Origin of the sequence: Bacteroides graminisolvens (genome assembly GCF_963666085.1) — a bacterium.
GTDB classification, from domain to species: domain Bacteria; phylum Bacteroidota; class Bacteroidia; order Bacteroidales; family Bacteroidaceae; genus Bacteroides; species Bacteroides graminisolvens.
In genome coordinates this window covers 585,685-608,029 of sequence record NZ_OY762556.1, presented here as the reverse complement: position 1 = coordinate 608,029, position 22,345 = coordinate 585,685, and the positions used below count along the sequence as shown (strand labels likewise).

Here is a 22,345-nt window from a genome sequence, read left to right as displayed (position 1 = left end):
CAATAACGAAAGAATAAAAAGATGAAAAGAATAAATAGTTATACACTCTTTGTTTTATTGCTATGTGCTTTGGGCCAGCCGGCTTTTTTATCGCCGGTCGTTGCACAGTCGGTCAAAACCATAACTATTCTGCATACGAATGATACGCATAGTCGCATTGAACCAGTAGAAATCAATTCTCCTGATAAAGACTTAGCAGATAAAGGCGGTTATGTAAGGAGGGCTACTTATATAAACGAGGTGCGTCAGCAAATTCCGAATTTGTTGTTGTTTGATTGTGGCGACTTCTCGCAGGGAACTCCTTATTACAATTTGTTTAAAGGGGAAGTGGAGATTAGGCTCATGAATACGATGGGTTATGATGTAGGAACTATTGGCAATCACGAGTTCGATTTCGGCCTGGATAATATGGCTCGTTTGTTCAAGATGGCTAAATTCCCCATTGTTTGTGCTAATTATGACGTGAAAGGAACCGTGCTTGAAGGATTGGTTAAGCCGTATGTTATACTGAATCGCGATGGATTGAAGATTGGAATCTTTGGGCTAGGGCCTAAGTTGGAAGGACTGGTACAGGCCAATAAATGTGAGGGTATTATTTATAACGACCCGATTCGCACTGCCGATAAAGTGGCGGCTTACTTGAAGAATCAGGAAAAGTGCGATGCCGTTATTTGTTTGTCGCACCTGGGATATACTCCTTCTTCCAAGGAAGATACTTCGTGTGACGTAAGGCTTGCAAAAGAAACATCTAATATAGATGTAATTCTGGGAGGGCACTCTCACACCTTCCTTAAAGAACCTGTGATTTACAAGAATGCAGTAGGCAAGGATGTTCCCATTTCTCAGATGTGGAAGAACGGAGCTTACGTAGGGAGAATGGATTTGAAATTTAAAAAATAAATGGATCGGATATAAGTTTTGAGCGTGATGAAGAAGCAACTGGTTTACCTGCTTACAGGTTGGTTGATGTGTGGCATGGGGTTACAAGCAAGGGCTCAGGTAGAACCTCTTTTTACCTATAAAATTAGTCGTGATGAGGCTTGCAACCGCTGGGTGGAGTCACAAATGAAACAAATGAACCTGAGAGAGAAAATAGGTCAGCTGTTTATCTATACCATTGCGCCCGATCGTAGTAAACGCAACTTGGCTTTACTGAAGAATGTAGTACATACCCACAAAGTGGGAGGATTGCTTTTCTCGGGCGGAAAACTCGATAATCAGGCTCTATTAACGAATCAGGCACAAAAAATGGCTGATGTTCCGCTGATGATCACCTTTGATGGAGAGTGGGGGTTATCCATGCGTTTGCGCGGCACGCCTGTTTTTCCAAAAAACATGGTACTAGGCTGTATTCAAGATGATCGTTTGATTTATGAATACGGACAGGAGATGGCACGCCAATGTAGGGAACTGGGTGTGCAGGTTAACTTTGCTCCGGTTGCCGATGTCAATATCAATCCCCAAAATCCGGTTATCAATGTGCGTTCCTTCGGTGAGAATCCGTTGTTGGTAGCCGATAAAGTCATTGCTTATGCCTCCGGATTGGAAAGCGGACGGGTGCTTTCTGTTGCTAAGCACTTTCCCGGTCACGGTGATACGGATGTTGACTCGCACAAAGCATTGCCGGTACTTCCATTTACGCGCGAACGATTAGACAGCGTAGAGCTTTATCCTTTTAGAAAATTGATTCATGCCGGTTTGGGCGGTGTCATGGTAGGTCATCTGCAAGTGCCCGTCTTTGAACCGGTCGGTAAACTGCCTTCTTCGCTTTCCCGCAACGTAGTTTACACACTTCTCACCGAGAAAATGGCTTTCAAAGGACTCATTTTTACTGATGCTTTAGCCATGAAAGGTGTTTCGTCTGCTCAGAAAGTCTGTTTGCAAGCGTTGAAAGCCGGCAATGATGTGGTATTGGCACCACGTGATGTGAAGAAAGAGATTGATTATGTTGTCGAAGCGGTTAAGAAGGGTGAGTTCACTGAGGAGGAAATTGACGAACGTTGTCGCAAAGTACTTCTTTTTAAATATGCTATGGGACTGAACCGTAAACCGGTTGTTCGCCTTTCGGGGCTTGAAAGACGCATTAATACGCCGCATACGCGTGATTTGATACGTCGGCTCAACCTGGCAGCTGTTACGGTTTTAAATAATGAAAAAGGTGTTCTTCCCATTCACCCTGATGTGAAAAAAGTAGCCGTGCTGACTGTTGGTAAGGCCAAAGAGCTGGAAGCTTTTACGAATGAATTAAAAAAGTACGTAGAGGTTCATACTTTTGAGCTGGGAAAACAAATGCCCGATTCTTTGCAGCAGAAGTTGCGCGATTCACTTTCTGCCTATCGTCGTATCATTGTTCCGGTTAACGAAATCCGTTTGGCGCCCTATCAGTCATTCTTTGCTAAATTCGCCCCTCAGGTTCCGGTGGTTTACGCTTTCTTTACTCCGGCCAAACTGATGTTGCAAATACATCGGGCTATCTCCAATGCCTCTTCCGTTGTGTTGGGACATACAGATAGTGATGAGGTGCAAGAACAGATCGCTGCTTTATTGTTTGGCAAGGCAGCGGCCAACGGACGACTCTCTGCCGGGATAGGCGGATTGTTCCGTGCAGGCACAGGATTGACGGTTACAACATCCACCCCTTATCACTTTGTGCCCGAAGAGTATGGCATGCGTTCCGAAGTTCTTCAAAGCATAGACACCATTGCTATGCGGGGCATTCACGCCGGAGCCTATCCGGGTTGTCAGATTGTGGTTCTTAAAAACGGCAGAACCATGTATAATAAGAGTTTTGGCACCTTTACCTATGAAGATGAAAAGGCTGTAAGTACCAATGATATATATGATCTTGCCTCCTTGTCGAAGACAACCGGAACTTTATTGGCGGTGATGAAATTATATGATAACGGACGTTTCAATCTCTCTGATCCGATAGGCGACTATTTGCCTTTCCTTAAAGGAACGAACAAAGCTAAAATCACTATCCGCGAGTTGCTGTTGCATCAATCGGGACTGCCGTCGGGCTTGGTGTTTTATCAGGATGCCATTGATAAGAAGAGCTACAAAGGGAGCCTCTTTAAAGGATCAAAAGACGCGCTGCATACGGTGCAGATAGGACCGAAGACTTTTGCACAACCCGGTTTCCGGTTCAAAGAAGGATTAACCTCAGCGGTTGGCGGAGGTGACTATACCCTTCATGTGGCCGACAGTTTGTGGTTGCATAAATCGTTCCGCGATGTGATGCTTAAGAAAATTGCCGGTGCGCCACTGAAAGGAAAGAAATACGTGTACAGCTGTCTGAACTTTATTTTGTTGCAACAGCTTGTTGAACAGTTGGCAGGCGTGCCGATGGATGAGTTCCTGACGCATGAATTTTATCGCCCCATGAATTTGTCTCGCACAGCCTACTTGCCGCTTCGGTATTTCCGAAAGGAAAACATCGTTCCTTCATCTGTTGATCGTTTTCTGAGAAAAGAAACGTTGCAAGGATTTGTGCACGACGAATCGGCGGCTTTCTTAGGTGGTATTTCGGGTAATGCCGGACTCTTTTCTACTGCCTATGAGGTATCGCAAGTATACCAGATGCTGCTTAACGGAGGCGAATACGAAGGGCAGCGTTACTTGAGCAAAGAAACCTGTCAGCTATTTACCACCGAGACATCCAAGATCAGTCGTCGCGGACTCGGTTTTGATAAACCCGATGCGGAAGATGTGGGCAGCAGTCCATGTGCCCCCTCGGCACCTGCTTCCGTTTACGGTCATACCGGCTTTACGGGTACGTGTGCTTGGGCTGATCCCGACAACGGATTGGTGTATGTGTTCCTTAGCAACCGCACCTATCCCGATGCGTGGGTTAACAAACTCTCCAAACTAGAGATTCGCGAGCATATACAAGAAACCCTTTACAGGGCATTGATGCAACCGGATCCCGTTGAATAGTGTCCTTATATATAAGAGTAATTCCCGTGCTTGCAATGGCAAACCGGGAATTACTTTTATAACATTCAACCGCAGATGAGTTTATGAAACGAATAAAGGCTTCAGCAATTCGGGAATAACCACCTTGTCGCACTGTAACTCCTCTAAACGCTTGCCGCCTGCTGCAGTGAGTGAGAAAAACATCTGTCTTTTATCAACCTCACCCAATGCCCGTTCAATCAGACCTTTTTCTTCTACAGTGCGGATAACTTTCGATGTATGTGATGTTTTCATCTGGGTGCGTTCCGCAATTTCTGTTGAACTTAAAGGTTTCCCTGCATCGTGAAGGGTGCAAAGAACCATTGCCTCATTGAGCGAAATGCCATATACGCCTTCAAACTCCTCCTCGAAAGTGGAGATGGCTTTGTATATGTCTCGCATGGTGCATATTGATTTCATCTTTCTCTTGTTTTAAATAAATAAATTAATGTTGGCATTATCGGCACGTTCCATGTAAGTCGCTACGCCACCTACCGTAACCTCGTCGAGCAATTCCTCGCGTTTAACTCCCATCACGTCCATAGACATTTGGCAGGCGATGAACTCCACCCCGTTTTCCAATGCCTGATCGCGAAGAGATTCCAGCGAATCAATGCCTTTGCGATGCATAATGTAACGCATCATTCGGCCGCCCATGCCACCCATACTCATCTTTGAAAGCTTCAAACTCATGGAACTTCCCGGTAGCATCATGCCGAACATTTTACCAAATATATCTTTCTCAACCTGAGGTTTATGAAGCTTTTTAATCACGTTCAAGCCCCAGAAAGTGAAGAATATGGTCACTTTTTGTCCGGTAGCCGCAGCGCCGTTTGCTAATACAAAGGTAGCTAAAGCTTTGTCAAGATCATCACTGAACATGATAAAAGTTTTCCCTTTGCTGTCTTGCGAGCTAACCAGCTTGCACGCTTTGGCTTCTTCCTTTTGAATGACTGTGATCGATTTGCCACCGCTTGACTCCTGAGAAACCAATCGGTTGCCCGTTGAGTTACACCAAGCTGCGGCATCGCGTAAAAAGCCCGGATCAGTGGCAATAATCTCCACTTGTTCGCCCGGAGTCAGCTTGTCGACCACCTTCTTCATCTTTAAAATAGGACCGGGGCATTGCAATCCGCACGCATCGACCTGCACCACTTTAAAGGCCGTTCTTGCCGAACCGTCATCATTCACCTCTTTTATTGTTTGCTTCTGCAACGTGACCGGTGAAGTGGCTGCGAGATATGTTTTGTATCCGCCCGACACATTGCGAATGTTCGTGAATCCGTGTCCTGCCAGAATGCGATACGCCAGATATCCGCGTAGACCCACGGCACAAAAAATGTACACCGTTTTATCCTTCGGTACTTCACTGAGGTGTTCACGAAGCTCATCGAGCGGAATGTTCACCGCCCCCGGAATGGAACCGAGCGAAGCCTCGTCGACCGTTCTGACGTCGAGCAAGAAAGAAGTATTTGGATCTGCGTTCTGCACATCACGCCAATAAGCCGGTTTCACTCTGTCTTTTAATATATTCTCAGCCACATAGCCGGCCAGCGCCACGGGGTCTTTTGCCGAAGAGAAAGGTGGTGCATACGCCTGTTCCACTTCCGTCAAATCATAAACAGTGCCATTCTTCTTGATCACGAGCGCCATTTCGTCAATGCGTTTGTCGACTCCGTCATATCCCACAATCTGTGCGCCATACAATCGGCCCGTTTGCGGATCGAAGGTGATCTTAATGCTCATGGGTAAGGCATTGGGGTAATACCCCGCGTGAGAAGACGGATGCGTAGTGGATGAAAGAAAAGCAATGCCCTCTTGCTTTAGTTTCTTTGCCGGTAAGCCGGTTGAAGCCACCGTCATGTCAAACACTTTGGCTATGGATGTTCCGATAGATCCTTCGTATGCTTTTTGGTTACCATACAACAAGTTTTCGGCCACGATGCGCCCTTGTCGGTTAGCCGGTCCGGCCAGGTAGTTGAGCCAAGGCTTTCCGGTTATGGGGTGCGGGAACTCAATTACATCACCGATGGCATATATATGCTCGTCTGATGTTTGCAGGAACTCGTTTACATAAATACCTCCGGCTTTACCGATGGTAAGTCCGGCAGCCTGCGCCAAGGACGTTTCCGGCCGAACACCGATGGAAAGAATCACCACATCGGCCTCAATAACTTGTCCGTCGGCAAAAACGACCTCAAGACCTTTGGCTGTTTTGCGGAACGATGCCACAGCCTTTTCCAGGTAAAGATTTACTTTTTTCTCCATCAAGTGCTGGTGCACCAATGCCGCCATTGAAAAATCAATAGGCGCCATTACCTGATTGGCCATTTCGACGATAGAAACCGATGCACCCAAAGCATGCAAGTTCTCGGCCATTTCCAAACCGATAAACCCGGCGCCCACAACAACGGCGCGTTTCACATCGTGAGAATCAATGAAAGCTTTGATCTTATCGGTATCGTTTACGTTGCGTAAAGTGAAAATACCTTCCGAGTCGATACCCTGTAAGGGCGGACGCACAGGGGCAGCACCGGTAGAAATGACCAGTCGGTCATACGTTTCGTTGTACTGGCTGCCATCTTTTCTTTTGATGATCACCTGCTTTTGCTCTTTGTCGATAGCTACAACTTCGTTTTCCGTTCTTACATCCACCATGAAACGCTTTGAAAACGCCTCGGGAGTTTGCACGAAAAGTTTTTCGCGCTCTTTAATTGTGTTCCCAATATAATAAGGTAACCCACAGTTCGCATAAGAAATGTACTTACCCCTTTCCAGCAAAACAATTTGTGCTGTTTCGTCTACTCTGCGGATGCGTGCTGCCGTGGTTGCTCCGCCGGCTACGCCTCCAATAATTACAATCTTCATTCTACTCCTTTATTTTAAGATATAAATAGTTTCTAATGGAAATAACAAATGTAGGAAAGAAATGTTTTATATACTAGTCTATCTCCTCTCGTTAACTACTATTTAACTATAAATGGTGCAATACCTTAGCTGTTGATTACCTGATACTAAGTCATTTCTTAAGGGGAAATAGTTCGTCACCAGTATGGGTGCCATTCGTCCCCGCATGCTGTGCCTGATGTCCCCGCATGCAGTGCCATTCGTCACAGGTAGCGGGGACGAACTGTTTATAAAGAAGAAATTACTTAGTTTGTTTATTGAAACATGTTAGTCTGTGTGGGTTGTTGACATACAACAACCGTTGCTCTGATGGAATACGATTATGCATCGCATGAATGGAAACGTGTGGTGTTACGGCATTTTGATGAGTTTTTGACAGAAAGATGTAACATGATAACATATTTTTGAAACAAATAATATTTGTATTTACTGATATTAATACCTAGATTTACGGAGAAATAATTCTACTTAATTTTATAAAACGATATTATGACACAAAAATCAGTCTTAAAAAACGTGTATCTGCTTTTGTTATTAGCTGCTTGTATGAATGTGATAACCTATTTTGTATGGAAGTGGATTATGGGAGAAGAACCGAGTTTTATCACATTTATTTCTATGCAAATAGTCTTCAACTGTTTAATAGGCATGAATATAGTAAGAATGATAAAGAATATTGATTCAAAGTGAACGGTGAATTTCTGCAAAATGATGACTTGCTGGCTCTTTGTTTCTATTGCTAAGAATCTTATTAATTTTCGTATTACATACCAAACTCCTAATGTTCCATGAAAAACCTTATTTTGTTTATTTGTATTGTCCTTGCTTCAATTGGAGTAAAATCTCAGGAAAAAGTGGTAGAGAATCCTTCGTTTAGCGTTGCTTCTCATAACAATGTGATTATTGAAAAAGTTGAAATCACTTCACAGTCAACAAAACTTCACATGATGATGATGCACAGTCCCCGACACTGGATGCGTATCAGTTCAGAAACTTACATTCGGGTTGGCGACAGCAAATTCATTGTGCTCTCATCCGAAGGTATTGAATTGGATAAAGAAGTTTTTTCTGATCAAACGAATAAAACCTATTTCGTTTTGACGTTTCCTTCAATAGACCCCAAGACTGAACGCATTGATTTTATTGAGAGTGACTGTGAAGACTGCTTTAAAATATGGGGCGTTGAACTACAGTCTAAGAACCTCACCGATCGTCGGGATGTGCCGGCGCATATCCGCAAACAGGCAAAGGTGAAAGACGACGGAAAACCGCTGGAGATTCCGGCATTTAAATCGGGCAAGGCACTGCTGAAAGGAAAGTTTTTGGCTTTCAGAACAGACATGAATAGAGGTATAGATGTGTATGTTGATAATCCAGTAACAGCAGTTCAGGAAGAATATAACACCAAAATAAAGGATGATGGAACTTTTGAATTAGAGATTCCGTTGGTTACTACTTTTCAATCCGTTTTGTTTAGGAATCAGTTTTTTAGTGGTGATATCTTGTTGTCTCCTGGTAAGGAAACATCGATCTATGTTGATATGCAGCAAATGAGTAGTCAGAAAACCGTTAATGGTGCCATAAAACGTCCAGACGAACAGTTTGTCTTCTTCGAGGGAGCGAATGCGGAAATCAATAATCAAATGTTCCTTCCTGAAGTTACTAAATGTGTGGAAGGTATTTTTACTCAGGATAAGCTAAGTAGAGAAGTGGCAGGCATGACAGCTTCACAATACAAGGCTTATATATTGAGTGAGCTTGATAAAGGAATCAGTTCTTTGGCTTCATTGGGATTATCGCAAAAGGTACAGCAGTTTGCCGGTATTAAGTTGCGGGGAATGGCGTGTTACTATCTTATGCTTGCGGAGTATAGACTTGAAAGTGCATATCGTACAGCGAACAACCTAGGTTGGGATGCACCGTTAACCGGTTATACGGTACCTGTTATTAATAAAGAGTTTTATTCTTTTGTCAAAGAGATGGGGATAAATAACGCTTTATCTCTTTATGATAATATGTATTATAACAACATTAATTCTTGTAAGTATGCCGTACGCCGCAGTAAACCGGTGACTTTGAGTGATACTCCTGCAGAAGCGTATCAAAAGCTGATTGATTCGGGACAGCTCACTGCCGAGGAACTTGTTATCGCTCAGTTTCTGAAAAAAAATAGCATGGAGAACTGGAGCAAAGAAATGGTTGCTTCTCGCAAGTTATATGAAGCTAATGTTGTGCAGTTGTTAGCCGACTCTTTGACTTTTACCAAGAAAGATAGTGTGACGGCTCAGAAAATAATTGATTTGTGTCTTTCTCCTGATTCAAAAATCAAAGATGTCATTGAAGAGCGACTGAATTTTCAGGTAGGCTTTGCTATCTCCCAAAGGTATACCAATGATTATCTCAATAAATTAGTTTCACGGGTGGTGCTCAATCAGGGGATCGGGCAGAATGATACGTTGCCTCAATCTGCAGTTGCCAACGTACAGCCCTTTTTAAATAAATACAAAGATCAACTGGGATTTTTCAATATGAAGCAAACGTTAAATGAACAAATCAAACCTTTTGTGGCCGATTTAGTTGGTAGCTCGGAAGGTATATTGTTTGACTTGATGACAACCCAATCGTTTGCCGGTAAATTCCAGGAGTTTACTCCACTTACCGAAGAAGAGTTGAATCTTATGTCCGAACTAAAAGATCCTTTTTTCTACACTTATTTATCGGATAAAAGCAAAGAAATAGTTGCTATCAACGAGAAGAACAAGCTTAAAGGTGGGTATACCATTCACGAAGTTCCTCAAACAAAAGGCGAACAACTACTAGCCGACATCATGAAACCATTTGAAGGAAAGGTTGTGATGATTGATTTCTGGGCTACTTGGTGTTCTCCTTGCCGTTCGGCCATTAAATCATTTGAAGAAGCCAAGAAAGCATTAAAAGAAAAGGGAGTGGTCTTTGTTTACCTTACCGATGAGTCTTCTCCAATCAACGCATGGCAAAACATGATTTCCAATATTCCCGGCGAACATTACCGGTTAACACCTTCTCAATTTGATGAGTTAAAAAAGAAATTCAATTATCGGGGAGTACCTTCTTACCTAATTATTAATAAGAAAGGAGAACAAGTGTATTCCAAGACAGGTTTCGAAGGATCAAGTGTTATAACAAACATTCTGGAGAATGAATTAAATAAATAAATTATTTTTTTCTTTCATAGTTGTTTATTTAAGAAAGATACATATATTTGCAGTGTACTAGTACAATAATACACTTTGTTTTATATGTTGAATCTATTTATTTATTCAAACTATGATTGAAATTGATAATTTGTCGTTCGCTTACAAGCGCTCGAAGCCGGCAGTTATCCAGAACTTTTCTTTGAATCTGGAAAGGGGAAAAGTTTATGGACTGCTTGGCAAAAACGGCGTGGGGAAATCTACGTTGCTTTACTTGATGACGGGATTACTCACGCCTCGCAGCGGACGTGTGCTGTTTGAAGAAACAGATGTTAGAAAACGTTTGCCTGTTACCATGCAGGACATCTTCCTGGTGCCCGAAGAGTTTGAATTGCCTCCTGTTTCCCTAGTCAGCTTTATCGAGTTGAATAGTCCTTTTTATCCCAAATTCAGCAAGGAAGATATGATGAGGTATCTGCATTATTTTGAGATGGATATGGACCTCAATCTGAAAACGCTTTCCATGGGACAGAAGAAGAAAGTGTTCATGAGCTTTGCTTTGGCTTCAAACACTTCAGTGTTGCTGATGGATGAACCTACTAACGGGCTCGATATACCCGGAAAGAGCCAGTTCCGTAAATTTATTGCTTCGGGGATGAGCGAGGATAAGATCATTGTCATATCGACTCATCAGGTAAGAGATGTTGATCGTATTTTAGACCATGTTTTGATAATGGACAACAGTAGGGTGTTGCTCAACGAGTCGACTGTGAACATACAAAAGTGTTTGCTATTTAAAGAAACCGATGATGCAAGCCTGCTGGCAAATGCTATTTATTCTTTGCCCAGTGTACAGGGGCACAGCTTGATGCTGCGCAATTTGAAAGACGAAGAGTCGGATATCAACCTGGAACTTTTGTTTAACGCTACTTTGTCACAGCCCAAACTGTTGATTGAGTTGTTTCTAAAAAACGATAAATGATGAGCAAGAATAATTTTTTCGATTTACATCGGTTTATCAATCTTTGCCGCAAAGAGATGGTAGAAGGTTGGAAAGTGAATTTACTTCGCATGTTGTTAATGTATGGAGCGCTTACCGTGTTCTTTATCTTTATGGGCTTTAACGATTATGAAAGAGCAACAACATTGATGAAGGATCCGGTTGTGGAAGGGTCATTGAGAGTCTTTCTGGTGGCAGGCTGTATCTATGGCTGCATCAGCGCATCTTTGATAATGGAGAGAATGAAGACCAAAGCAGGACGCTTTTCGTTTTTAATGCTTCCGGCTACTTCTTTTGAAAAGTACGTTGCCCGTTGGCTGGTGTTCACTGTGGTGTTTGTAGTGGCTTATCTGGTTGCTTTTGAATTGGCTGATTACACGCGGGTAGTTGTTTGTTCGCTATCTTTTCCCGACGTTAAAGGCATAACTCCTACTAGTTTGAGACTTCTTTTCTTATGGAATGACGGAAATGAAATCGTTTATCAGTCGGCATCGGACGTGCTGATCTCTGTTTGTTCGTACTTGTTCTTGCAGTCGTTTTTCGTTTTGGGAAGTACTGTTTGGCCTAAGAACGCGTTTCTAAAAACATTTGCCACCGGACTGGGATTGTTTTTTACGTTCCTATTTATAAGTACCTTATTAGTTAAAGCATTGATGCAAGGAAGTACAAATGTAAATTGGAATTTCAACTTACTTGATGCCGAGAATGCCTACGTGGCTTCGTGTATCTTCTTTGTGTTAGCCTTGTTTAATTGGGTACTGGCTTATTTTCGTTTCAAGGAATCAGAAATCATTAACCGTATGTAATTATGGATTTTAAGAATTACAAGGCAATTTATTTGCAAATAGCCGACAGAATCTGTGATGAAATTCTTCTGGGTACGTATGGCGAAGAAGAACGGATTCCTTCTGTCAGAGAGTACGCCTCGGTGGTGGAGGTAAATGCTAACACAGCGATGCGGGCATTTGATTATTTGCAGTCGTTACAAGTCATCTATAATAAGCGTGGTATCGGGTATTTTGTGGCTGTTGGTGCCAAAGGGGCTATCTTAAAGCTCAGAAAAGAGATTTTTCTTAAAGATGAATTGGAGTATTTCTTCAAACAGCTTTGCAGCATGAATGTTTCTGTCGTTGAGCTGTCGGCCATGTACAACGAATATATTACTAATAATCATAAACAAGACATACAATGAAACGTACTACTTATATTATTACCGGCATGTTGACGCTGACTCTCTTCGCATTGTTATCGAGCATTTTCTTCGTTGTGCAACGGAACAAAACAAAGAAATATGCGGTAGAATTGTCTGCTGAATACAAAGAGCTGTCCGTAGCCGGGGTTCGTGCTCTTGCTTTAATGCAAGCCAACACTCCTCATAGAGTTTATGCTTTTGGCACTTTGCAGGTGGTGGCACCGGATGCTCAACATAAACCCAATACGCTTTACTATCCTAAAGATTTGGAAGGCTACATAAAATATACAATCAGGAAGGATACACTATTTGTTGAGGTCGATTTTACGAAAGGAAAGGCTCAGGCAGAGAGTAATACCAGAGACATTTTCGTCGATAAGGTGACGATGATCTTGGTTGCTGATTCTGCATTGAAAGATGTGTTGAGCTATGTGGGTGGCTTGTCAATACACGCTAAGGGCATTGTTCAGAAGGATATTTGTTTTAGCGGAAAAGATGTAATTTTGGTTGACTCTTGTCGTTTCGAAAAAGCTTCGTTTACCGGAAAGGATGCCTGTTATACGAATGTGAAAATTATAAAGAGTCAAATTGAAGATGCGTATTTGAATTTAGACTTTGTTGAGCAATGGGCGACGGAGCACTCAACCATGAATACGATTCATTGTTCGGGCAGAAACAAAGGTGGTCGCGTCTCGGCTGATAGCTTGCGTGTGGTGCATTGGGAGCCTACCGACGAAGAGGCTGAATTGAATCTTGTTCTCAAAAAGAAAGCAACTGTGCACATTGAATACTGATGGAAATAAAAAAAGCACCCGAGAGTGGAAGCCTCCCAAATGCTTATTTTTTAAGAAGTAGCGCGACCCAGGATTGAACTGGGGACCTCATGATTATGAATCATGCGCTCTAACCGGCTGAGCTATCGCGCCATCATTTCTTGATTGCGGGTGCAAAGATAGAGCTTTTTCCGAAAACTCCAAAATTATGGTCGGCAAAATTAAACTTTTTGTAGGAATCCTGCTTTGAAGGCTTCGAAAAGTGGATTTGCCGACCAAACTTTGATTTCTAAATGAAGTTCATAAATAAAGAGAGTTAAAAGCATAGTGCATTTAAAAAAAAGTGTTTATCTTGGCGCACGCAATTAATACGATAGCTATGAAAAAGGAGAAAATACATTTAGAGTATCTTCTGAATGCAACTTCCAGGAATATAATTTGGTCGGCAATCAGTACGCCTAGCGGACTGGAAGGGTGGTTTGCCGATAGAGTAGTTTCTAACGACAAAACAGTATCTTTTTATTGGGGAAAAGAAGAAAAAAGAGAAGCCGAAATAATTGCAATAAGAGCTTTTTCGTATATCCGTTTCCGATGGAAAGATGACAATGATGATCGTGATTATTTTGAATTAAAGATGACAAATAATGAACTAACGAATGATTATGTTTTAGAGATTACTGACTTTGCCGATCACGATGAGGTTGATGACTTCAAAGAATTGTGGGATTCTCAGATCGAGACGCTCAGAAGGACGTGCGGATTCTAATGCCTAAAAATTTTTTGCTGTGCTTTTTTTGTGCTAATTTTGTGTCTTAATTATATTACATATTGAGATGCTACGCATAAAAAGATTAGATATTTTTGTTATTAGGAGCTTCCTAATGCTTTTCTTAGGCACTTTCTTTATCTGCCTTTTCATCTTTATGATGCAGTTTCTGTGGAAGTATGTAGACGAACTGGTGGGTAAAGGTCTGGAAATGGAAGTGTTGGTACAATTCTTCTTCTATTCGGCTGTAAGCTTGGTTCCGGCATCCTTACCTCTCGCTGTTTTGTTGGCCTCGCTCATTACTTTCGGCAATTTTGGTGAACGCTATGAATTGCTTGCCATGAAGGCTGCAGGTATTTCACTGCTCAAAATCATGCGACCGCTCATCGTTTTTATCGCTTTTGTATGCGGAATTTCCTTCTATTTTCAAAATGTAATAGGCCCCAAAGCTGAGGTCAAACTATGGACCTTACTTATTTCAATGAAACAAAAATCACCGGAATTGGATATTCCGGAAGGTGTTTTTTATGATGCCATTGATGGGTATAATCTTTACGTAAAAAAGAAGAACAGAGAAACCGGGGTACTCTATAATGTGATGATTTATAATTTTTCCGATGGATTTGAAAATGCACATATTATTGTAGCCGATTCCGGAAAGTTGGAAATGACAGCGGATAAGAAACACCTTTTCCTTCATCTGTATCACGGTGAAATGTTCGAGAATCTAAAGGCACAAAGCATGAGTGCGGAGAATGTTCCGTACAGAAGAGAAACTTTCCGAGAAAAACATACTATTATTGAGTTTAACTCTGACTTCAGTATGGTGGATGCCAGTATCATGAGCAACCAGTCACGTAGTAAAGACATGAAGAAGTTACAGGCATCTGTCGACTCCATGACTGCCATTAGCGATAGCGTGGGAAGATCTTATTACCGGGAAGTGAGTAATATAGGAACTTATCGGCTGACTCCATCACTAACCAAACAAGATACGGTAAAAATGCTGGCTGAGGATCACGGAGGTTACAACGTTGATAGTCTTTTTCAGTCCTCTACATTGATGCAAAAACAACGAATCATCTCTTCGGCATCTAGTACTGTGGGGAATCTGGCCAATGACTGGAATTTTAAAAGTTTAAATATTAAGCAGAATGATCAGGATATAAGGAAACATCAAACGGAATGGCATAACAAAATTACGTTGTCGCTCGCTTGTCTTATCTTCTTTTTTATAGGTGCTCCTCTGGGAGGTATTATTCGAAAAGGTGGATTGGGAATGCCGGTTATCGCTTCGGTTCTTATCTTTATTATTTATTACATCATTAACAATACGGGCTATAAAATGGCGCGTGATGGTAACTGGGTTGTTTGGATGGGCATGTGGACAAGTACAGCCGTGTTGGCTCCGTTAGGTGCGTTTCTTACTTATAAATCAAATAATGATTCTGTGGTGCTCAATGCCGATGCTTATGTTGATTGGTTTAAAAAAGTGGCTGGAATAAGGAGCGTTCGCCACATGTTCCGCAAAGAAGTTATCATTGTTGATCCCGATTATGAAAGGATTGTGGGCGATTTGGGGAAACTGTCTGCCGACTGTCAGGCTTATGCTCAAAGGAAAAAGTTGACGAAAGCACCCAACTATTTCACGTTATGGATGATGAATAAGAATGATCATGAAATTGAGCAATTAAATGATCGGATGGAGGCGCTGGTTGATGAGTTATCTAATACACACTCTATCGTTTTGCTTAATCAGCTGAATAATTATCCCCTTATTCCGGTGCATGCACATGTGCGACCGTTTGACATTTACTGGCTGAACATACTCGCCGGTTTATTTGTTCCTGTAGGGCTATTCTTCTATTTTAGAATATGGGCTTTCAGAATTCGTTTACAGAAGGATATTGATAAGATTATTAAAACAAGTGAAGAAATTACTACCATTATAAAGAATAATAAATAATAAGGTATGGAAGATATTAAACTGAATACGATTGAAGAGGCTATTGCCGACTTCAAAGAGGGTAAGTTTGTGATTGTGGTCGACGATGAAGATCGTGAAAACGAGGGCGACTTTATCATAGCTGCTGAGAAAATTACTCCCGAAAAGGTGAACTTCATGCTTACACACGGTAGGGGCGTACTTTGTGCACCTATTACCGAAGAACGTTGTGAAGAGTTAGACTTAAATATGCAGGTTTCCGCTAATACGTCAATTTACGAAACTCCCTTTACCGTCACGGTTGACTTGTTGGAAGGATGTACTACGGGAGTGTCTATGCATGACCGTGCAGCAACTATTCGCGCGTTAGCCGATCCCCATACGAAGCCAACCGATTTAGGACGCCCCGGACATGTAAATCCTTTGCGTGCGCGCTCCAGAGGTGTACTTCGTCGTGCCGGTCACACGGAGGCAACTGTCGACTTAGCCAAACTTGCAGGACTGTATCCGGCTGGTGCGTTAATTGAAATTATCAATGAAGACGGCACCATGGCGCGTTTGCCTCAATTGGTGGAAATCGCAAAAAAGTTCGATCTCAAGATCATTTCTATTAAAGATCTCATTGCATATCGTGCTCAAATGGAATCGATTGTTGATAAGGGTGTGGAAGTTGACATGCCTACCCATCACGGACATTTTCGTCTCATTCCTTTCCGTCAGAAGTCAAACGGACTGGAACATGTGGCTTTAATCAAAGGTACGTGGGAGAAAGATGAACCGGTTTTGGTACGAGTGCATTCTTCTTGTATGACGGGCGATATTTTTGGTTCTTGCCGTTGCGAATGTGGCGAACAGTTGCAAAAAGCGATGGAAATGATTGAAGCAGCCGGTAAAGGGGTTATCGTTTACATGAATCAAGAGGGAAGAGGTATTGGTTTGATGGCTAAAATCGCAGCATACAAATTGCAAGAAGAGGGCTATGACACGGTTGATGCCAATATCCATTTAGGATTTGATGCCGATGAACGCGATTATGGTGTGGGGGCTCAGATTCTTCGTGAAGTAGGGGTGACTAAAATGAAACTGATGTCGAACAATCCTGTTAAAAGAATAGGTCTCGAAGCTTACGGCTTACAGATTACAGAAAATGTACCCATTGAGGTTACGCCTAACCAATATAACGTACGTTATTTGAAAACCAAGAAAGATAGAATGGGTCATACGCTACATTTTAATAAGTAAACTGTCTTTTTGTTTTCATATATCAAATATTATCGTTTATTTTGCAACGATATTTACTCAACAACAATAAAAGAGATACGAAATGAATCAATTATCAGACCGTTTGAACAGTTTGTCTCCCTCAGAGACACTTGCGATGTCGCAAAAAAGTAATGAGCTGAAGGCTCAGGGCATTGATGTTATTAACATGAGTGTTGGAGAACCCGACTTTAATACTCCTGATCACATTAAAGAAGCTGCGAAGAAGGCCGTTGATGATAATTTTTCTCGTTACTCACCAGTACCGGGATATCCTGCTCTTCGTGATGCTATTGTAGCCAAACTTAAAAAAGAAAATGGTCTGGATTATACGCCGGCTCAGATTCTTTGCTCGAATGGTGCAAAACAATCTGTGTGTAATGTCTTGATGGCACTTATTGGTTCGGGTGATGAAGTGATAATTCCTGCTCCTTATTGGGTGAGCTATCCCGAGATGGTGAAGCTGGCTGAAGGCACTAACGTAATTGTTTCTGCAGGAATAGAACAAGATTTTAAAATCACTCCTGCTCAACTTGAGGCAGCTATTACACCCCGGACAAAAGCATTGATTCTTTGTTCGCCTTCTAATCCTACCGGTTCTGTGTACAGTAAAGAGGAATTAGCCGGTTTGGCTGCTGTGTTGGCCAAATATCCGCAAGTAGTGATTATTGCTGATGAAATTTATGAGCATATTAATTACATTGGTCAACATGAAAGTATCGCTCAATTTCCGGAAGTGCGTGATAGAGTGGTGATTGTAAACGGTGTCTCTAAGGCTTATGCCATGACGGGTTGGAGAATTGGTTTCATTGCTGGTCCGCAATGGATTGTTTCTGCTTGCAATAAGTTACAGGGACAGTATACTTCGGGACCTTGTTCGGTTTCTCAAAAGGCGGCAGAAGCTGCTTATGTGGGTGATCAACAGCCGGTGGAAGACATGCGTCAGGCTTTTGAACGTAGAAGGGACTTGATTGTTAAGTTGGCTAAAGAGATTCCCGGATTTGAAGTGAATGTACCCCAAGGTGCTTTCTATCTTTTCCCAAAATGTGATTCTTATTTTGGAAAGTCTACTGCAGAAGGCCGAAAGGTGACTGATTCAGGCGAGTTAGCCATGTATCTGCTCGAAGTAGGTCATGTGGCTTGTGTAGGCGGAGCGGCATTTGGTGCACCCGATTGCATTCGTATGAGTTATGCAACCTCAGATGAAAACATCGTTGAGGCGATGCGTAGAATAAAAGAAGCTTTAAGCAAGCTGGCTTAAGATTAATATTAAATATAAAAAAAGGCTGCACGGAAGTGCAGCCTTTTTTTATATTCTACCTTACAGGAATTATTCTGCAGGGTGAATTGCTTCAGAAGGACAAACATCTGCGCAAGTACCGCAATCAGTACATACGTCAGGGTTGATTGAATAGATATCTCCTTCAGAGATAGCTTCTACCGGACACTCGTCAATACAAGTTCCGCAAGCAATACAGTCATCAGTAATTACGTAAGCCATTTTGTCAAATTTTAAATATTAGTACTAATTAGTTGCGCAAAAATAAGAGTTTTATTGATTAGTCACCCATGTTTGCCCTTTAATTTGTTTTAATTTGTATCTTTTCTAAATAAGAACAATCGTTAAATGCTTTGACATAAACAAGCTTTGTCGCTGATTCTGTGCTTACTAACTTCTTTTTTTGCTATTTTTGCAGCCGAAACAAGTAACAACGGAGGATATTATGCCATTAAACTTACCCGATAAGCTTCCTGCAATAGAAATTTTGAAAGGAGAAAATATTTTCGTTATTGATTCTTCGCGTGCCAATCAACAGGATATTCGTCCACTGCGCATGGTGGTGTTGAACCTGATGCCGCTTAAAATCACAACGGAAACAGATCTGGTGCGTTTACTTTCAAACACACCGCTTCAGTTGGAAATTTCATTCATGAAAATAAAAAGCCACACCTCTAAGAATACACCCATAGAGCACATGCAGACTTTTTATAATGATTTTGATGAAATGCGTCATCAGAAGTTCGATGGTATGATTATAACCGGTGCTCCGGTGGAACTGATGGATTATGAAGAAGTTAGTTACTGGAACGAAATCACCGAAATATTCGACTGGGCACGTACGCACGTTACCTCCACTTTTTATATTTGTTGGGCGGCTCAAGCCGGGTTGTACCATCATTATGGAATTCCGAAGTACCCGCTCGAGAAAAAGAAGTTTGGCGTTTACGAGCATTTGGCACTCGACCCGCTTCATCCTATATTTCGTGGTTTCGATGATGTGTTTTACGTTCCTCATAGTCGCCATACGGAAGTGAGAAAAGAAGATATATTGAATGTGCCCCAGCTGAAGTTGCTTTCTGAATCTGAAGGCGCGGGTGTGTACATGGTAGAAGGTCGTGAAGGCAGAGAATTTTTCGTGACCGGACATTCAGAGTATTCTCCTTTCACCTTAGATGTGGAGTACCGCAGAGACAAAGAAAAGGGCTTGCCCATAGAGTTGCCTCAAAACTACTACAGAGATAATGACCCGACCAAAGAACCGCTTGTGCGTTGGAGAGGACACGCCAATCTCTTGTTCTCCAATTGGCTGAACTATTTCGTATACCAAGAAACGCCTTACAATATAGAAGATATTAAATAATGGGGAAACTGTGTAAAATAGAGTTGCTGGCGCCGGCTAAGAATCTGGAGTGTGGCTTGGAAGCTATTAATCACGGTGCCGACGCCGTATATATTGGCGCACCCAAGTTTGGTGCCCGTTCGGCAGCAGGCAACTCACTTGACGACATACAAACGCTGGTGAAGCACGCACATCTGTATAATGCCCGCATTTATGTAACGGTAAACACAATCTTGAAAGAAGAAGAATTGTTAGAAACCGAAAAGATGATTTGGGAGCTATATGGCATGGGTGTAGATGCTCTCATCGTACAAGACATGGGCATAACGGGTTTGAACCTGCCTCCCATTCCTTTGCATGCTAGTACGCAAACCGATAATAGAACATCTGATAAAGTCAAATTTCTAGCTAATGCAGGTTTTCGTCAGGTAGTGTTAGCGCGTGAACTGTCTTTGAAAGAGATTGACCGCATTCATCGCGAAAATCCCGATGTGGCTTTGGAAGCCTTTGTACACGGTGCTCTTTGTGTTAGTTACAGCGGTCAGTGCTATGTTAGTGAGGCTTGTTTCGGTAGAAGCGCAAACCGGGGCGAATGTGCTCAGTTTTGCCGTCTTTCTTTCAACATGGTCGATGCCGATAATCAGGTCATGGTGAGTAACAAGCATTTGTTGTCATTAAAAGACATGAACCAGTCGAACCAGCTGGAGGAGTTAATCGATGCCGGTGTGTCTTCCTTTAAGATTGAGGGACGGTTGAAGGATGTTTCGTATGTGAAGAATGTTACAGCGGCTTATCGCCAGAAACTGGATGAAATACTGAATCGTCGGCCCGACCTGATAAGAGCTTCCTCGGGGACTTGCTACTTTGACTTTAAACCCCAGCTGGATAAGAGTTTCAGCAGAGGGTTTACTCATTATTTTGTGAATGGACGTGATCGTGATATCGCTTCTTTTGATACGCCTAAATCACTGGGCGAGGAGATGGGAACAGTGAAAGAGATAAGAGGCAATTACTTGACTGTAGCCGGTTTGAAGTCATTTAACAACGGCGACGGGGTTTGTTATCTTGATGAAAAAGGAACCTTGCAAGGGTTCCGAATTAACAGGGTGGATGGCAATAAATTGTTTTTGCAGGAGATGCCCGAAATTAAACAACGAACTGTTTTGTATCGTAACTATGATCAGGAGTTTGAGAAAATACTGTCACGTGAATCGGCCAAGCGCAAAATAGCGGTTGAATTGCTTTTAGAGGATCATGCTTTCGGGTTCTCCCTTACGCTAACGGATGAGGATCGTAACCTGGTGACATTGGCTTTGACCCGTGATAAAGAATTGGCTCGTTCGCCACAAACTAAGAATCTGGAGGAACAGTTGGCCAAGTTAGGCAATACACCTTTTGAGGCGATTAAGGTAGAGGTTCGCTTCTCCGGTAACTGGTTTATCCCGGTGTCTGCTTTAGCCGATTTACGTCGCAAAGCGGTGGACGAATTGTTAACCCTACGCAGCATCAATTACAAGCGCGAGGTAGCTGTATGGAAATCGACCTCACATGCCTATCCGCAAACGGAGCTTACGTATTTGGGTAATGTCATGAACTCCAAAGCGCATTCTTTCTATGCGGCTCACGGGGTGAAGAACATTGCTCCGGCGTTTGAAAAACAACCGGTTGAAGATGCGGTATTGATGTTCTGCAAGCATTGTCTGCGCTTTAGCATGGGCTGGTGTCCGGTACATCAAAAAGGCCGTTCACCTTATAAGGAACCGTATTACCTGGTCTCTTCCGATGGAAAACGATTCCGTTTAAGTTTTGATTGTAAAAACTGTCAGATGAAGGTAAGTGCCGTATGAAAAACTTGCTTGGTTTACTCGTTCTTCTCTTCTTGTTGGTTTCTTGTCGGTATCCCCGGGAAGAGGGGCAGATAAGTGCATTGAAAGAGAACACCAATTTGGAGGTTTTTGCTGATTCGGTTGCACTGGAACGGTTACCGGTAAAAAATTCGTTTACTTACCTGCATAAAGGCGATAGGGTAGTGGTTGCAGAATTAAATGTACATGCTACCGACAGCGTTGACAGTATTTGGGTGAAAGTGGCTCATTCACAGGAAGTGCAGGGCTGGATTCGGCAGAGCGAATTGGTTAAGAACTTTGTACCGTCCGACAGCATATCGCAATTCATCCATTTTTTCAGTGATACACACGCTTCTTACTTTGTCATAGTTTTCTTCGTGTTTGTAGGAGTCTGGCTTTTTAGGGTGTTCCGTAAGAAACAGCTTCAACTGGTTTATTTTAATGATATTGATAGCGTATATCCTTTGTTTCTCTGTTTATTAATGGCCTTTAGTGCCACTCTTTACGAATCAATGCAGGTATTTGTTCCGGAAACCTGGCAATATTATTATTTCAATCCCACTCTATCACCTTTCAATGTACCGGTTATTCTATCAGTCTTTTTACTCAGTATCTGGGTGTTTATAATTGTATTTTTAGCGGTACTTGATGATTTGTTCAGGCAATTAACGCCTTCAGCCGCAGTCTTTTATTTGCTGGGGCTGATGTCTTGCTGTATTTTCTGCTATTTCTTTTTTATTCTGACAACTCATTTTTATGTGGGCTATCTTTTCTTGGCTGTCTTTACGGGCATTTGTTTCCAACGAATGCGCCGCAGTATGGGTTATAGATATCGATGCGGCAATTGCGGCCGAAAGATAAAAGAGAAAGGGGAGTGCCCATACTGCGGTGCTATCAATCAATGATT

General features: G+C 42.3%; 17 protein-coding genes and 1 tRNA gene. 14 read left to right on the top strand and 4 right to left on the bottom strand.

The genetic code is table 11. From position 1 onward, the window contains the following. The first annotated feature begins 21 nt into the window (after window positions 1-21). Window positions 22-900 (top strand): bifunctional metallophosphatase/5'-nucleotidase, encoded by an 879-nt coding sequence (locus ACKPCE_RS02500; protein ID WP_319504079.1) that lies wholly within the window; start codon window positions 22-24, stop codon window positions 898-900. Window positions 901-966: 66 nt separating this feature from the next. Then, window positions 967-3,936: a serine hydrolase domain-containing protein gene (locus tag ACKPCE_RS02495; protein WP_319505908.1), complete on the top strand. Its 2,970-nt coding sequence runs from the start codon at window positions 967-969 to the stop codon at window positions 3,934-3,936. An 81-nt stretch (window positions 3,937-4,017) separates the two neighbouring features. On the opposite strand, the gene ACKPCE_RS02490 is transcribed toward ACKPCE_RS02495, so the two are convergent. Together ACKPCE_RS02490 and ACKPCE_RS02485 are read right to left on the bottom strand one after the other, a co-directional pair. Beyond that, on the bottom strand, window positions 4,018-4,374 hold the full coding sequence (locus ACKPCE_RS02490) for a MarR family transcriptional regulator (RefSeq protein ID WP_024995255.1): 357 nt from the start codon (window positions 4,372-4,374) through the stop codon (window positions 4,018-4,020). Between the two features lie 12 nt (window positions 4,375-4,386). Next, complete coding sequence (locus tag ACKPCE_RS02485; RefSeq protein ID WP_319504078.1) at window positions 4,387-6,822, bottom strand: FAD-dependent oxidoreductase; 2,436 nt, start codon at window positions 6,820-6,822, stop codon at window positions 4,387-4,389. 827 nt (window positions 6,823-7,649) lie between these two features. Between ACKPCE_RS02485 and ACKPCE_RS02480 the strand changes: the two genes are divergently transcribed. The 5 genes from ACKPCE_RS02480 to ACKPCE_RS02460 all read left to right on the top strand — a co-directional run bounded on the left by ACKPCE_RS02480 (window position 7,650) and on the right by ACKPCE_RS02460 (window position 13,020). Further along, window positions 7,650-10,055: a TlpA family protein disulfide reductase gene (locus ACKPCE_RS02480; RefSeq protein ID WP_319504077.1), complete on the top strand. Its 2,406-nt coding sequence runs from the start codon at window positions 7,650-7,652 to the stop codon at window positions 10,053-10,055. Window positions 10,056-10,167: 112 nt separating this feature from the next. Beyond that, entirely contained in the window at window positions 10,168-11,016 is an 849-nt protein-coding gene (locus tag ACKPCE_RS02475) for an ABC transporter ATP-binding protein (RefSeq protein ID WP_319504076.1), read from the top strand. Further along, window positions 11,016-11,840, top strand: a complete 825-nt coding sequence (locus ACKPCE_RS02470; protein WP_407655021.1) for a hypothetical protein — start codon at window positions 11,016-11,018, stop codon at window positions 11,838-11,840. The genes ACKPCE_RS02475 and ACKPCE_RS02470 overlap by 1 nt, the downstream gene beginning before the upstream one ends. A gap of 2 nt (window positions 11,841-11,842) precedes the next feature. Then, the gene (locus ACKPCE_RS02465) at window positions 11,843-12,226 is read left to right on the top strand and encodes a GntR family transcriptional regulator (protein WP_319504074.1); all 384 of its coding nucleotides are present in this window, start codon (window positions 11,843-11,845) and stop codon (window positions 12,224-12,226) included. Continuing rightward, complete coding sequence (locus ACKPCE_RS02460) at window positions 12,223-13,020, top strand: hypothetical protein (protein ID WP_319504073.1); 798 nt, start codon at window positions 12,223-12,225, stop codon at window positions 13,018-13,020. Before ACKPCE_RS02465 ends, ACKPCE_RS02460 begins: the two co-directional genes overlap by 4 nt. A 58-nt stretch (window positions 13,021-13,078) precedes the next feature. Here the strand turns inward: ACKPCE_RS02460 and ACKPCE_RS02455 are convergent. Beyond that, window positions 13,079-13,152 (bottom strand) — tRNA-Met (locus ACKPCE_RS02455). Between the two features lie 226 nt (window positions 13,153-13,378). Here ACKPCE_RS02455 and ACKPCE_RS02450 point away from each other — a divergent pair. The 4 genes from ACKPCE_RS02450 (at window position 13,379) to ACKPCE_RS02435 (ending at window position 18,231) form a co-directional block, all read left to right on the top strand. Continuing rightward, entirely contained in the window at window positions 13,379-13,765 is a 387-nt protein-coding gene (locus tag ACKPCE_RS02450; RefSeq protein ID WP_319504072.1) for an START-like domain-containing protein, read from the top strand. Window positions 13,766-13,832: 67 nt separating this feature from the next. Then, window positions 13,833-15,731 (top strand): LptF/LptG family permease, encoded by a 1,899-nt coding sequence (locus tag ACKPCE_RS02445; protein WP_319504071.1) that lies wholly within the window; start codon window positions 13,833-13,835, stop codon window positions 15,729-15,731. Window positions 15,732-15,737: 6 nt separating this feature from the next. Further along, complete coding sequence (locus ACKPCE_RS02440) at window positions 15,738-16,952, top strand: bifunctional 3,4-dihydroxy-2-butanone-4-phosphate synthase/GTP cyclohydrolase II (RefSeq protein ID WP_024995244.1); 1,215 nt, start codon at window positions 15,738-15,740, stop codon at window positions 16,950-16,952. 82 nt (window positions 16,953-17,034) lie between these two features. Beyond that, window positions 17,035-18,231 carry a pyridoxal phosphate-dependent aminotransferase gene (locus tag ACKPCE_RS02435; RefSeq protein ID WP_276962782.1) on the top strand — a complete coding sequence of 399 codons (1,197 nt, stop codon included), beginning with the start codon at window positions 17,035-17,037 and terminating at the stop codon, window positions 18,229-18,231. Between the two features lie 69 nt (window positions 18,232-18,300). Here the strand turns inward: ACKPCE_RS02435 and ACKPCE_RS02430 are convergent, their stop codons facing one another. Beyond that, window positions 18,301-18,471 carry a 4Fe-4S ferredoxin gene (locus ACKPCE_RS02430; protein WP_024995807.1) on the bottom strand — a complete coding sequence of 57 codons (171 nt, stop codon included), beginning with the start codon at window positions 18,469-18,471 and terminating at the stop codon, window positions 18,301-18,303. 223 nt (window positions 18,472-18,694) lie between these two features. On the opposite strand from ACKPCE_RS02430, the gene metA reads away from it, so the two are divergent. The 3 genes from metA to ACKPCE_RS02415 are packed head-to-tail and all read left to right on the top strand — an operon-like array spanning window position 18,695 to window position 22,343. Beyond that, window positions 18,695-19,612, top strand: coding sequence for a homoserine O-acetyltransferase MetA (metA, locus tag ACKPCE_RS02425; protein WP_024995808.1), 918 nt, complete (start codon window positions 18,695-18,697; stop codon window positions 19,610-19,612). Further along, a complete protein-coding gene (locus ACKPCE_RS02420; protein WP_319504070.1) occupies window positions 19,612-21,438 on the top strand; it encodes a peptidase U32 family protein in 1,827 nt (608 codons plus the stop codon). The genes metA and ACKPCE_RS02420 overlap by 1 nt, the downstream gene beginning before the upstream one ends. Further along, window positions 21,435-22,343 carry a hypothetical protein gene (locus ACKPCE_RS02415; protein ID WP_319504069.1) on the top strand — a complete coding sequence of 303 codons (909 nt, stop codon included), beginning with the start codon at window positions 21,435-21,437 and terminating at the stop codon, window positions 22,341-22,343. The genes ACKPCE_RS02420 and ACKPCE_RS02415 overlap by 4 nt, the downstream gene beginning before the upstream one ends. Window positions 22,344-22,345 lie beyond the last annotated feature (2 nt).